Below are 13,650 nucleotides of genomic sequence, written 5' to 3'. Positions count from 1 at the left end.
GCACCAAAGTGCGGGTTAGGAACGCGCGTGCCCCTTGCTTGCATTGACGCGTTGTCATATCGATTTGTCATACAAATACGGAGACCGTGATGGCCGGCGCCCCCACCAAGAAGAAAAAATTCCGCTCGCAGGAGTGGTTCGACAACCCCGACAATCCGGGAATGACGGCGCTCTATCTGGAGCGCTACCTGAATTACGGGCTGACGCGCGCCGAACTGATGTCGGGCAAGCCGCTGATCGGCATCGCCCAGACCGGCTCGGACCTGTCGCCTTGCAACCGGCACCACATCGAGCTCGCCAAGCGCGTGCGCGAGGGCATCGTCTCGATGGGCGGCATCCCCTTCGAATTCCCTTGTCATCCGATCCAGGAGACCGGCAAGCGCCCGACCGCAGCACTCGACCGCAACCTTGCCTATCTCAGCCTGGTCGAGGTGCTCTACGGCTATCCGCTCGACGGCGTCGTGCTGACCATCGGCTGCGACAAGACCACGCCGGCGCTGCTGATGGCGGCGGCGACCGTCAACATTCCGGCTATCGCGCTGTCGGTCGGTCCAATGCTGAACGGCTGGCACAAGGGCAAGCGTACAGGGTCCGGCACCATCGTCTGGGAATCGCGCCAGCGTCTCTCGGCCGGCGAGATCGACTATGACGAGTTCATGGATATCGTCGCATCCTCGGCGCCCTCCACCGGCTACTGCAATACCATGGGCACCGCCACCACGATGAATTCGCTGGCCGAGGCGCTCGGCATGCAGTTGCCCGGTTCGGCCGCCATCCCAGCGCCATACCGCGAGCGCGGCCAGATCGCCTACGAGACCGGCAAGCGCATCGTCGACATGGTGCATGAGGATCTGAAGCCCTCCGACATCATGACGCGCAAGGCCTTCGAGAACGCCATCGTCGTCAATTCGGCGATCGGCGGCTCCACCAACGCGCCGATCCATCTCAATGCCATTGCCCGCCATCTCGGCGTGCCGCTCGACAATGACGACTGGCAGGAGATCGGCCTCAAAGTGCCGCTGATCGTCAATCTGCAGCCGACCGGCGAGTATCTCGGCGAGGATTACCATCATGCCGGCGGCGTGCCGGCGGTGGTGGCCGAACTGATGAAGGGCGGGCTGCTGCCGCATCCCGATGCCCTGACGGTCAACGGCAAGGCGATTGGCGACAATTGCAAGGCGGCGGTCGTCGAAAACGCCGACGTCATCCGCAGTGTCGACAAGCCGCTGAAGGCCAATGCCGGCTTCATCAACTTCAAGGGCAACCTTTTCGATTCGGCGATCATGAAGATGAGCGGCATCTCGCCGGAATTCCGCGAGCGCTATCTCTCCAACCCGAAGGACCCGGAAGCATTCGAAGGCAACGCCATGGTCTTCGACGGTCCCGAGGATTACCACGCCCGCATCGACGATCCGGCGCAAGGCATCGACGAGCATACGATCCTGTTCATGCGCGGCGCCGGCCCGGTCGGCTATCCCGGCGGTGCCGAGGTCGTCAACATGCAGCCGCCGGCTTACCTCATCAAGAAGGGCATCCATTCGCTGGCCTGCATCGGCGACGGCCGCCAATCGGGCACGTCGGGCTCGCCTTCGATCCTGAACGCCTCGCCGGAAGCCGCCGTTGGCGGCGGACTGGCGCTGCTCAAGACTGGCGACCGCGTTCGCATCGACCTGAACAAGGGCACCGCCAACATCCTGGTCAGCGACGACGAGATCGCCAAGCGGCGTGCGGCGCTGCAGGGCAATGGCGGCTACCACTATCCGCAGCACCAGACGCCATGGCAGGAAATCCAGCGCGGCATGGTCGATCAGTTCGACCAGGGAATGGTGCTGAAGCCGGCGGTGAAATACCAGGATGTCGCTCACACCAGGGGCGTCCCCAGGGACAATCACTGATTGCTCCGGGGACAATCATTGATTGCTCAGGGGACAACCGCTGAGCGCCTGCTTGCGAGGTGTCGACATCAACGACAGACGGCGGCTTAACCCGAATCAAGTCGCCGCTCGCGATCCTTGACAAGCGCGGCCAACAAATTCACCATCGCGACCAAGGGGTGCATCGCGACGACCCCGTGAGGCGTCAGCCTAACGTTCGCGTCCAAGCTTCTCTGTCAGGAGGTGGACGCCATGCCGTCAACAACCGCTATCACCGTATCGCAACTGTCCCGTCTGGTCGGTTTGCCGGGTGCCCCGGTAATCATCGATGTTCGCATCGATGAGGATTTCGATGCCGATCCGCGTCTGCTGCCGACCTCGAGCCGGCGTGATTTCAAAACCGTTTCGAGCTGGGCCGCCGAATTTGCCGGCAGTCACGTTTCGGTCGTCTGCCAGCGAGGGCAGAAACTGTCGCAAGGTGTCGCCGCCTGGCTGCGGCACGACGGCATTCCCGCCGAATCCCTCGAAGGCGGCTTCGAGGCCTGGCGCGGCGCGGGGGGGATTCTGGTCCGCACCGACAATTTGCCGACGCGCGATGAAAAGGGCCGCACCGTATGGGTGACGCGATCCCGCCCGAAAGTCGACCGCATCGCCTGCCCTTGGTTGATCCGGCGTTTCGTCGATCCTCACGCGGTCTTCCTGTTTGTCGAACCCGGTGAAGTGTCGGCCGTAGCCGACCGTTTTCAGGCCGTGCCGTTCGACATCGACAATGTGTTCTGGAGCCATCGTGGCGATCGCTGCACCTTCGACACGATGATCGAGGAGTTCGGGCTGGAATCCGCGGCGCTCGATCGCCTTGCCGGGATTGTGCGCGCGGCCGACACCGCAAACCTCGACCTGGTGCCCCAGGCCGCCGGCTTTCTGGCTGCCTCGCTTGGCCTGTCGCGGATGTTTCGCGATGATCTGGAGCAGTTGGAAGCGGGCATGCTGCTCTACGATGCTTTCTTCCGCTGGTGCCGCGATGCCACCGAAGAGACGCACAACTGGCCGAGCGCAGGTAAACCATCATGAGCGCCGTTGCGCCTGCACATAGGTCGGGGAACGTCGAGGCTCCAGTTGCGCCGAGCTTTGGCGAAGCCTTGAAGCTGTGGGCGAAAATCGGACTGCTCAGCTTCGGCGGGCCGGCCGGGCAGATTGCCCTGATGCACAGGGAATTGGTCGAGGAGCGGCGCTGGATCGGGGAACAGCGTTTCCTCCATGCGCTGAATTACTGCATGCTGCTGCCGGGCCCGGAAGCCCAGCAACTCGCCATCTACATCGGCTGGCTGCTGCACAGGACGCTCGGCGGCCTTGTCGCCGGCATCCTGTTCGTCGTGCCGGGCGCGCTGGTCATGCTGGTCTTGAGCAGCCTCTACGTACTCTATGGTGACGTACCGCTCGTCGAGGCGCTGTTTTTCGGGGTGAAGGCGGCGGTGCTTGCCATCGTCGTCGAGGCGGTGATCCGCATCGGACGGCGCGCCCTGAAAAACCGGGCCATGGTGTGGATCGCGGTCGCGGCCTTCATCGCCATCTATGCGTTGAATGTGCCGTTCCCGCTCATCATCCTGCTCGCTGGCCTGACGGGATGGCTGGGAGACCGCGTTGCGCCGGGCTTGTTTTCCAGCTCCGCGCATGGCAGTGGCGACACTGCCGACAGCAAGGGTGCGGTCGACCTGATGTTCGAGCGCGGCGAACTGACCCATGTCGAACCGACCAGATGGCATGCGCCGCGCACGATCGCGATCTGGCTGCCGATCTGGCTCGGGCCCGTTCTGCTCATCTGGTGGTTCACAGGGTCCGCCAGTGTGTGGACGGAGATAGGCCGGTTCTTCAGTCTGATGGCGGTCGTCACCTTCGGCGGCGCCTATGCCGTGCTTGCCTATGTCGCACAGGCCGCTGTGCAGTCCTTCGGCTGGCTTGCGCCTGGTGAAATGGTCGACGGCCTCGGGCTTGCCGAAACCACGCCGGGTCCGCTCATCCTGGTGTTGCAGTTTGTCGGCTTCATCGCCGCGTTCCGCCACTCCGGATCACTGAACCCGTTGCTTGGCGGATCGCTCGGCGCGCTGCTGACCTTGTGGGTGACGTTCACGCCGTGCTTCTTCTGGATATTCCTCGGCGCGCCCTACATCGAGGCCCTGCGCGGCAACAAGGCATTGTCAGCCGCGCTCGGTGCTGTCACCGCCGCGATTGTCGGCGTGATCATGAACCTCGCTCTGTGGTTTGCCTTGCACGTCGTTTTCCGCCACGTGCACGCAATGAGCTTCGGTATGACCCTGCCGGTGATTTCGTCGATCGACTGGCGGGCGGCGCTGCTTTCCTGTGTCGCGATGGTCGCCATTCTGAGGCTGAAGATCGGCGTGCTGCCGACGCTCGCCGGATCAGCCCTTGCCGGTGTCTTGCTGTTGGCAGCGAGGGGATAGAGACTCGCCTGCCTTTGTATTCCGCTCGCCGACCACCTAAGTGGTCGAAAACGGATCGGAACATCATGGCGCAACGACGCTCTTCCCTCGGCTTCCTCGGCATGTTCGGCCGCTCGGGCGACCTGCGGCAGCTCGACATCGCTTTGCGTGGCGCCGACCTGCACCCCGCGCTCGTGCCGGAGGGCGTTAAACTCACCATCGTCAATCTGATGAAGGATCGATGGCCCGACGAGCCGCCGCCACAGGCCTATACCGCCGTGGCGCAATTGGTCGGCTACTGCATCGCCGGGTCGGACATTTTCGAGCGCTCGCATGGCCCGCAGCAGCGGCAGGAGATGGAGCGCCGTATCGAGGACGCTGTCGAAGCGAGCGACAGCTTCGATGCGCAAATCGTGCTGATGACGCTGCATGCCAAGCTGATCAACCCCGAGGTCGTCGAGCGTTACGGACTGAGCGCGGGTTGACGGGAAGCGAACCTACCCACCCATATTGGCGCGCGGCAGTTTGATCATATCACCAAAGCGGGTGCGCAGTTTGTCGTCGAGCAGTTTCGGCACGTGGCGCGGGAAACGCTCGGCAAGCACGCGCTTCTTCTCGATGATTGCCCGCTGCAATATGTCGGGCCGTCCCTTCTCGTTCCATTCCTTCGGCGAAAACCGGTCGCCGACGGCCGGATAGAAATATTCGGTCTGCATCAGCCGCAGCGTCTGCTCGTTGCCGAGATAGTGGCCCGGCCCCTTCAGGCAGACATCGGCGATGGTGTCGATCGACAGCGCTTCGTCGGTCACCTCGATGCCGCGCACGCAGCGCAGGCAGTGGCCGAGCATGTCATTGTCGATGATCAGGCTCTCCAGGCAGAAGCCGAGCAGGGAGGCATGCATGCCGGCCGATTCATAGACGAGATTGAGCCCGGCAAGGCCGGCCATCACGTCGGTGATGCCCTTTTCGTAGCCGGACTGGATGTCGGGAAGTTTCGAATCCGTCATGCCGGCGGCCGAACCGCCCGGCAGATCGTAGAATTGCGCCATCTGCGCGCAGGCCGCGGTCAACACCGCCTGCTCGGCCGAGCCGCCAGACATGGCGCCGGTCCTGAGGTCCGACACGAACGGCCAGGTGCCGAAAATCGCCGGATGTCCCGGCTTGATGGCGTTGACATAGACAAGGCCAGCCAGCACTTCGGCCACCGCCTGCACCACCGCACCGGCAATCGCCGCCGGTGCGGTCGCGCCGGCCTGTCCGGCCGACAACAGCAGGATCGGGATGCCGCCCTCGACGCAGGCTTCGAGCACGCCGCAGGCATCCTCGGCGAATTTCATTGGCGGTACGACGAAGCAGTTGGAGTTCGATACGAACGGCCTGGCGCGGAAATTCTCCTCGCCGCCGGCAATGGCATAGAGCATTTCGAGCGCCGGCTGCACGTTCTCACGCACCGTGAACGAGGTTCCGACATGCTTGGACGTACCCATTACGCAGGCGTAGAGCGTGTTGAAGTCCATCTCGAGCGGATCGGGAATGTCGCGCGGCACCATCGGCCGCTGGAAGAAATGGATGTTGTCGAGCCCATCGACGATGCGGGCGGCATCGTAGATGTCCTGCAGCAGTGATTCGCGATATTCGCGCTTCTCGACATCGACCAGATGCACGGCGGCTCCGGCCGTGCCGTAATGCACGCGCTTGCCCTGGATCACCATGTCGTGTTTCGGGTCCTGGCCGTGCAAGGTGAAATTGCGCGCCGCTTTTCTGATGGTGTCGAGCACCAGCGCGCGCGGAAAACGGATGCGGCCGTCATCGCCATGGGTTGCGCCGGCCTTGGTCAGCGCCTCGATGCAGGAGGGGATGGCATTGGCGAAGCCGACCGTCTCCAGCAGCGTCAGAACCGCCTCGTGGATGCGTTCCTGGTCGTTGCCGCGCAACGGTCCGTAGCTGCCGCCCTCGAGGCCGGCGCGCACCGGCCTGATGTCGTCGGCCAAGGGCGCTGCCCGCATCGCACGGCGCGCTTCGCGTCCACCGGAGCGGCGCGAGCGTTGATCCGTCGCCGTATCCTGCTTTTCAAGAACCACTGACATGGAGACACTCCACTTTCTCTCGGAAACAGGGCGGCGGTTGGTCCACCATCGGCTGCTTCTTCCCCTTTATGCTCCGACTATGCTGCCGGCATTGGTGCAGCCTATGAGCCAGGCGATCCGGTTGCATATGCCAGAGCTAAAGGAGTCGGAGCCGCACATGGGCGGCTCCGGTCAGGAGTGGAGTGAGTGGATCAGGCGGCCGCCGGTCGGCGGCCTGCCGCGGTGGCGAGTTCGCGGATGCCGGGCTCGATATGCTGCAGCGCGATCGAGGAGATGCCCAACCGCATGAAACGCGAAGGCTTTTCGGTGCGGTCGAAGAAGCGGTCTCCCGGCTCGATGATGACGCTGCGCGAGGCCGCGGCCTCGGCCAAGCTGCGGGAATCGGTGCCACGCGGCCCTTCCAGCCACAGCGAGGTGCCGCCGGCCGAATCGGTCGAGCGCCATTCCGGCAGGAAAGCGGAAATCGCATGGACCAGGCGCTTGCGCCGTTCGTCGAAGGCACTCGACAGCCGCCGTACCAGGGCCTCGTGATGGCCGAGCGACAGGAACAGTGCCACGGCGCGCTGATTGTTCGCCGGCGGATGGCGCAACATGAAACGGCGTAGCGCCCTGAGCTCGGAGATTAGTCCAGCAGAGGCCACGATGTAGCCAAGCCGCAGGCCGGGAGCCAGCGTCTTCGACATCGAGCCGACATAGATGACGCGGCCGGAGCGATCGAGACTCTTCAGCGACTGCTGCGGCGCCTCGTCGAGAAGCTGGCTGTCATAGCCGTCTTCGATGATGATCTGATTGTGCCGGTTGGCGCGTGCAAGCAGATCCTGCCGCCGCTCGGCCGACAACGGCACCATGGTCGGGCAATGATGGCTGGGCGTGACGAAGACGAAGCCGGAATCATTGGGGATAGAAGAGGTTACGATGCCCGACTGGTCGACCGGCACCGGCTGGATGTCTGCGCCGGCAAGGCGAAAGATCGAGCGTGCATCGGGGTAGCCGGGGTCTTCCATCGCCACCTTCGAGCCCTTGGTCATCAACAGTGATGCCAGCATGTAAAGCGCGTTCTGTGCGCCCAGCGTGACGATGATCTCGTCGGGATTGGCGAAGATGCCGCGCCGCGGCAACAGCCGCGCCTGGATCTGCTCGATCAACAGCGGATCGTCACGGTCGACCATGTCGGACGCCCAGTTGCGGATTTCGAGCACGGCCAGCGCCATGCGGTTGCACTCGCGCCACTCGGCGGTCGGGAACAGCGCCGGGTCGAACTGGCCGTAGACGAAGGGGTAGGACGACTTGATCCAGTTCTCGTGCTTGGCCGGCGGCGGCATGTCGCTGGCGGCGATCTGCCGGCGCGCCTTCCAGTCGATCTCGTTGGCCTGGTCGGGCGCCTTCTGGTGCGGCTTGGCCGGTGTCGCCAGCACGTCGGGATTGACGAAATGGCCACGCCGCTCGCGCGCTACCAGGAAACCCTGGTCGACGAGCTGCTGGAACGCCAGCACCACGGTGCCGCGCGCCACGCCGAGTTTTTCGGCCAGGATCCGGCAGGAGGGAAGCGGCATCGAAGCGGCAATCTGGCGGTCGAGGATGGCGGCCACGATGGCTTGGCGGATCTGCGCCTGCAGGGTCTGGCCGGATTCAGCCGAAATCCGGAACAGGCCGGACCATATCGCCGTGTCGTTTCTCTGTGGCATGGGAGATGTTCCTCGATGGCCAGCTTTTTTCGCTTGGCTGGACCAGTCGAATGTAACGGTGGCACAAGGGGTTGCGCCAATCAATTTTTCTGATCTTTGGGATTTATGCCAGTGATCCTTCCGACGAAATCAGTCGGTTCCCGCCTTGCCGTGGGATGTATTGTGTCATGGCATCGTGATGCGATGCGGCATCACCGCGTATTGACCGCACGGAATTCGGCTCAATAGGTTTGTCGCGACGACACGCGACGGAAACATCCGGTCTGATAAAGTACGTCGAAAAAGCCAGGAGTCCCGCCAGTGGATAAATCAGCCTTCCAGAAACAGCTCGCCGCCTTGCGCGATCATCGCGCCGCGGCACCTGCCAGCATGCGCCAGGCCTTTGCCGCCGATCCACAGCGATTCCAGACATTCTCCGCCACCGACGGCGACCTGTTGCTCGACTGGTCGAAATGCGCGGTCGATGCCATCACCATGGACTTGCTGCAAGAGCTGGCCAGCGCCGCCGATCTCGAAGGCCGCCGTGCCGCGATGTTCGCCGGCAAGAAGATCAACATCACCGAGGACCGCGCCGTACTGCACACGGCGCTTCGCAATCTGAGCGGCAAGGGCGTCATCGTCGATGGCCAGGACGTCAAGGCCGATGTCCTTTCCGTGCTCGACGCGATGGGCGCTTTCGCCGATGCCATCCGCTCCGGCAAGGCGGTGGGCGCCACCGGCAAGAAGATCACCGACATCGTCAACATCGGCATTGGCGGCTCCGACCTCGGCCCGGCCATGGCGACGCTGGCGCTCGCCCCCTATCATGACGGGCCGCGCGCGCATTATGTCTCCAACATTGACGGCGCCCATATCCATGACACGCTCAAGGGCCTCTCAGCCGAAACCACGCTGTTCATCATCGCTTCCAAGACCTTCACCACCGTCGAGACGATGACCAATGCGCAGACCGCGCGCGACTGGGTGCAGAAGGCTCTCGGCAAGCAGGCGGTCGGCAAGCATTTCGCCGCGGTATCGACGGCGCTCGACCTAGTCGCCAAGTTCGGCATCGAGCAGGATCGCGTCTTCGGCTTCTGGGACTGGGTCGGGGGTCGCTATTCGGTCTGGGGCGCGATTGGCCTTCCCGTCATGATCGCAGTCGGCCCGAGGAACTTTCGCGCCTTCCTCGATGGCGCCCACGAAATGGACGAGCATTGCCGCACGGCCCCGCTGGAGAAGAACCTGCCAGCGCTGCTGGGGCTTGTCGGCTGGTGGCATCGTGTCATCTGCCAATATCCGGCGCGCGCGGTCATCCCCTATGACCAGCGCCTGTCCCGGCTGCCGGCCTATCTGCAGCAGCTCGATATGGAATCGAACGGCAAGGGCGTCACTCTCGACGGCACCCCCGTGACGACACCGACCGGGCCGCTGGTCTGGGGCGAGCCGGGCACCAATGGCCAGCATGCCTTCTTCCAGCTCTTGCACCAGGGCACGGACTTCATCCCGGTCGAATTCCTTGCCGCGGCCGTCGGCCACGAGCCCGATCTCAAGCACCAGCATGATCTGCTGCTCGCCAATTGCCTGGCGCAATCGGAGGCGCTGATGAAGGGCCGTACGCTGGACGAGGCGCGCGGGCAGATGCTGGCCAAGGGCATGAAGCCGGCCGATGTCGACAAGATTGCACCGCACCGCGTTTTCTCCGGCAACCGGCCTTCGCTGACAATCCTCTACCGCAAACTCGACCCGCGCACCTTCGGCCGGCTGATCGCGCTCTACGAGCACCGCGTCTTCGTCGAGGGCACGCTGTTCAACATCAATTCCTTCGACCAGTGGGGTGTCGAGCTCGGCAAGGAACTGGCGACCGGCCTGCTGCCTGTCGTGGAAGGCAAGGAAAGCGCCGCAAATCGGGACGCCTCGACCAGGGGCCTTGTGGAACGCATCCATGAATTGCGTGGTTCGGAGTAAAAAGTTTGACAGACATCAAGGGGATATTGTTCGACAAGGACGGGACGCTTGTCGACTTCAACGCGACCTGGCTCGGCGTTGCTGATTTCATGGCCATGGATGCCGCCGATGGCGATCGCTGGAAGGCCGACCGGCTGCTCGCCGCGGCCGGCTTCGATTTCGCCAACCGGCGCTTCAAGCCCGACTCCATCTTTGCCTCCGGCACCAATCTTGACGTTGTCGAACTGTGGTTTCCGCGCCTGTCGAACGAAGATCAGATGCTGGCCGTCGCCCGCTTCAACGAGATCACCTCGGTGCAGGGCTCGGCAATGGCGGTGGCGCTGCCTGATATCGTCGACACCTTGGGGGTGCTGCACAAGAGGTCCTACCGGCTTGGCGTCGCCACGAACGATTCCACCAGCGGCGCGGAAAAGACCCTGGTCACGCTCGGCGTCGCGCAACTGTTCGACGCCGCTTACGGATATGACGCTGTCGCCAATCCCAAACCCGCGCCGGACACCATCCAAGCCTTTTGCGACCTCACCGGCCTGAAGCCGTCGGAGATCGCCATGGTTGGCGACAACCGCCATGATCTCGAAATGGCGCGCGCCGGTGGCTGTGGGCTGGCGGTGGGCGTGCTTTCCGGCACCGGTACGCGTGAATCTCTGGCCGAGATTGCCGACGTCATCCTGGATTCGGTTGCCGACCTGCCGGATTTCCTCTCGGCGCGGGTCAAGGAGACAGTCTAGCCGCCTGGTTCGGTTTCGAGACGAAAGACGCCGCTTGGCCTTGCGGCTGCGTCTTTCGCGTCGCCGAAATCCGGCACATCATATTCGGCAAGCAGGCGCAACCGCGACCGGGGCAGATGGACCCTGCCCGGATCGCCAACCAGGATCTCGATGCCGGCGGCGAAGCAGCGGTCGAGGAAAGGCATGACGCGCTCGGCAACGTCTTGCCCGTAGAACACGTCACCGGCGAGTACGAGATCGACCGAGGGCGGCGAACCCTTGGTGATATCGTCATTTACCACGGCGATCGCGACGCCGTTGGCCGCCGCATTGAGGCCGATCGCGACAACGCCGTTGCGGTCGATCTCGGCGGCGATCACCTGGCGCGCGCCGGCCTTCGCGGCGGCGATGCCGACAATGCCTGAACCCGCCCCGAGGTCGAGCACGCGGCGGCCCGCCACGGTCATCGGATGGTCGAGGATGTAACGCGCCAGCACCGCGCCCCCGGCCCAGGCATAGGCCCAGTAGGGCGGCTGCGGTTCCGCAGCCGCCTCGTCGGCATCGTCTTCCGGATCGATGAGCCGACTCAACCCACTGCCAGGATGGGCGGTGTAGAACCGGATTTCGGCAAGCGCGGGCACCGGGACAAGGCGCATGTTCGCCTTGATGAATTCCGCCGAGTCGATGCGCCGCTGCCGATCCGGCATAACGTTGCCCGGCAAGTCATTGCATGGCGCGTTGTCGCCGGCGCAATCCTCTGCCACTAGGCGCGCAGCGCCCGCCGCAGGATCTTGCCGACCGGCGTCTTCGGCAACTCGGTCCTGAACTCGATGTATTTGGGCCGCTTGTAGCCGGTCAGGTTATCGCGGCAAAAAGCGGTGATGGCCTCGGCGGTCAGCGCCGGATCCTTCTTGACGATGAACAGCTTCGGCACTTCGCCGGAATGCTCGTCAGGCACGCCGATCGCCGCCACTTCGAGCACACCGGGATGCATGGCCACGACCTCTTCGAGTTCGGTCGGATAGACGTTGAAACCGGAGACCAGGATCATGTCCTTCTTGCGGTCGACGATCTTAGTGTAGCCGCGCTCGTCCATGAAGCCCATGTCGCCCGACTTGAAGAAGCCGTCCTTGGTCATCACCTTGGCGGTCTCGTCCGGCCGGTTCCAGTAGCCGGCCATCACCTGCGGCCCCCGGATGCAGATTTCGCCGACCTCGCCCAGCGGCAAATTGTTGCCGTCATCGTCGCGGATGGCGATTTCGGTCGACGGCAGCGGCAGGCCGATCGTGCCGGTGAAGTCGCCGGAAGTAAACTTGTTGGCGGTCGCCACCGGCGAGGTCTCCGACAGGCCATAGCCTTCCGAGACCGGGCAGCCGGTCAGCGCCTTCCAGCGCTCGGCAACGCCCTTCTGCACCGCCATGCCGCCGCCCAGCGTCAGGATCAGCGGCTTGAAGTCGAGCTTGCGGAAATCCTCGTTGTTGAGCAGCGCATTGAACAGCGTGTTGAGACCGGGAAAGATGTGGACCGGATATTTCGCGAGCTCCTTGGCGAAGCCTGGAATGTCGCGCGGGTTGGGAATGAGGATATTCTGGGCGCCTTGCTGCATGCCCATCAGCGCGTTCACCGTCAGTGCGAAAATATGGTAGAGCGGCAGCGCGCAGACGAAGTTGAGATGCGCGGGCTTCGGCTTGACCGTGTAGGCATCCTCGACCCACAGCGAGTTCTGCGCGACATTGGCCAGCACATTGCTGTGCAACAGGGTCGCTCCCTTCGAAATTCCCGTCGTGCCGCCGGTATATTGCAGGAAGGCGACATCATTGGCGGCCACCGTGGCCGGCTTGAAATTCATGCCGCTGCCGGCCTTCAGCGCCGCGTTGAACTTGACATGGCCAGGCAATGACCAGGCCGGCACCATCTTCTTGACGCGCCGCACGACCAGATTGACGATCGTGCCTTTCAGTCGGCCGAGCATGTCGCCCATGGCGGCGACCACCACATGCTTGACCGAAGTCCTGGCGATCACGGCTTGCAGTGTGCCGGCGAAATTTTCGAGGATGACGATGGCCTGCGCGCCGGAATCCTTGAGCTGATGTTCCAGTTCGCGCGGCGTGTAGAGCGGATTGATATTGACCACCGTATAGCCGGCGCGGGCCACCGCCATCATGGCCACCGGGTACTGCAGCACATTCGGCATCATCAGCGCGACGCGCGCGCCCTTCTGCAGTCCCGTCGATTGCAGATAGGCGCCGAAAGCCGCCGAGAGCCGCTCGAGCTCCGCATAGGTGATCGACTTGCCCATGCAGGTGAAGGCCGGCTGACCGGCAAACTGCTTGCAGGCGGCGACGAGGAAGTCGCCGATGGAACTGTAGGGAAGGGGCCCGATCTCGGCCGGCATGTTCTTCGGATAGCTTTTCAGCCATGGTTTTTGCGGCAGGCCGGCGGCGAGTTCGGTGAGCGCCTTTGGCAGCCGCTGGCCTGTCGACGGTGCCGGTTTTGGTGCCGCCGTTGCCTTCGTTGGTGATGCAGCCTTGGCAGTCGCGGCCTTGTTTGCGCCAGCCTTTGCCGGAGGCGCCTTTGCCGGCGAAGTCCTGGTTGGCGAGGTCTTTGCCGGGGCGGCCTTCGCGGCCGGTTTCGTGACAGCCTTGGGGGTGGCCACAGGCTTTGTCGCGGGTGCCTTGCTGGCAGGCTTGGCGTCTGCCTTGGCGGTCAGGGCCTTGGCGGCAGCCTTGCGTTGCCCGCCGGCGGCGGCTGGTTTCGAGACTGCCTTTGCCGGCTCCTTCACCGGCGTCTTCGATGCTTTTGCCACCCGTTCCTCCCTAGCAATTCTTGTTCGCCCATTTCTGGTCGCCCATTTCTGGTCGCCCATTTCTGGTCGCTTGTGCCGCGACCGCCTCCAGATGACAGAGACGTCCTCC

General features: G+C 63.7%; 10 protein-coding genes. 6 read left to right on the top strand and 4 right to left on the bottom strand.

Translation table 11 applies throughout. The features are described from left to right. Positions 1–89 precede the first annotated feature (89 nt). The 4 genes from A3AU_RS0109500 to A3AU_RS0109485 all read left to right on the top strand — a co-directional run bounded on the left by A3AU_RS0109500 (position 90) and on the right by A3AU_RS0109485 (position 4,797). Positions 90–1,895 carry an IlvD/Edd family dehydratase gene (locus A3AU_RS0109500; protein ID WP_027052592.1) on the top strand — a complete coding sequence of 602 codons (1,806 nt, stop codon included), beginning with the start codon at positions 90–92 and terminating at the stop codon, positions 1,893–1,895. Positions 1,896–2,126: 231 nt separating this feature from the next. Then, positions 2,127–2,945: a chromate resistance protein ChrB domain-containing protein gene (locus A3AU_RS0109495; protein ID WP_027052591.1), complete on the top strand. Its 819-nt coding sequence runs from the start codon at positions 2,127–2,129 to the stop codon at positions 2,943–2,945. After that, positions 2,942–4,333: a chromate efflux transporter gene (chrA, locus tag A3AU_RS0109490; RefSeq protein WP_027052590.1), complete on the top strand. Its 1,392-nt coding sequence runs from the start codon at positions 2,942–2,944 to the stop codon at positions 4,331–4,333. The genes A3AU_RS0109495 and chrA overlap by 4 nt, the downstream gene beginning before the upstream one ends. 65 nt (positions 4,334–4,398) lie before the next feature. Beyond that, the gene (locus A3AU_RS0109485) at positions 4,399–4,797 is read left to right on the top strand and encodes a hypothetical protein (RefSeq protein WP_027052589.1); all 399 of its coding nucleotides are present in this window, start codon (positions 4,399–4,401) and stop codon (positions 4,795–4,797) included. A 12-nt stretch (positions 4,798–4,809) separates the two neighbouring features. Here A3AU_RS0109485 and A3AU_RS0109480 read toward each other — a convergent pair whose 3' ends face one another. Together A3AU_RS0109480 and pdxR are read right to left on the bottom strand one after the other, a co-directional pair. Then, positions 4,810–6,399 carry a trimethylamine methyltransferase family protein gene (locus tag A3AU_RS0109480; RefSeq protein WP_027052588.1) on the bottom strand — a complete coding sequence of 530 codons (1,590 nt, stop codon included), beginning with the start codon at positions 6,397–6,399 and terminating at the stop codon, positions 4,810–4,812. Between the two features lie 191 nt (positions 6,400–6,590). Then, the gene (pdxR, locus tag A3AU_RS0109475) at positions 6,591–8,084 is read right to left on the bottom strand and encodes a MocR-like pyridoxine biosynthesis transcription factor PdxR (RefSeq protein WP_027052587.1); all 1,494 of its coding nucleotides are present in this window, start codon (positions 8,082–8,084) and stop codon (positions 6,591–6,593) included. 300 nt (positions 8,085–8,384) lie between these two features. On the opposite strand from pdxR, the gene pgi reads away from it, so the two are divergent. Together pgi and A3AU_RS0109465 are read left to right on the top strand one after the other, a co-directional pair. Then, entirely contained in the window at positions 8,385–10,028 is a 1,644-nt protein-coding gene (gene pgi, locus A3AU_RS0109470) for a glucose-6-phosphate isomerase (protein ID WP_027052586.1), read from the top strand. Between the two features lie 5 nt (positions 10,029–10,033). Beyond that, entirely contained in the window at positions 10,034–10,756 is a 723-nt protein-coding gene (locus A3AU_RS0109465; RefSeq protein WP_027052585.1) for an HAD family hydrolase, read from the top strand. Here the strand turns inward: A3AU_RS0109465 and A3AU_RS01000000135225 are convergent. Together A3AU_RS01000000135225 and A3AU_RS0109455 are read right to left on the bottom strand one after the other, a co-directional pair. After that, a complete protein-coding gene (locus A3AU_RS01000000135225) occupies positions 10,753–11,442 on the bottom strand; it encodes a class I SAM-dependent methyltransferase (RefSeq protein ID WP_032917138.1) in 690 nt (229 codons plus the stop codon). The genes A3AU_RS0109465 and A3AU_RS01000000135225 overlap by 4 nt on opposite strands. Positions 11,443–11,498: 56 nt before the next feature. Further along, positions 11,499–13,541 carry a long-chain fatty acid--CoA ligase gene (locus A3AU_RS0109455; RefSeq protein WP_027052584.1) on the bottom strand — a complete coding sequence of 681 codons (2,043 nt, stop codon included), beginning with the start codon at positions 13,539–13,541 and terminating at the stop codon, positions 11,499–11,501. Positions 13,542–13,650 lie beyond the last annotated feature (109 nt).

The organism is Mesorhizobium erdmanii USDA 3471, assembly GCF_000472705.1.
Classification (GTDB): domain Bacteria; phylum Pseudomonadota; class Alphaproteobacteria; order Rhizobiales; family Rhizobiaceae; genus Mesorhizobium; species Mesorhizobium erdmanii.
This window is presented reverse-complemented; position numbering and strand designations above follow the sequence as displayed.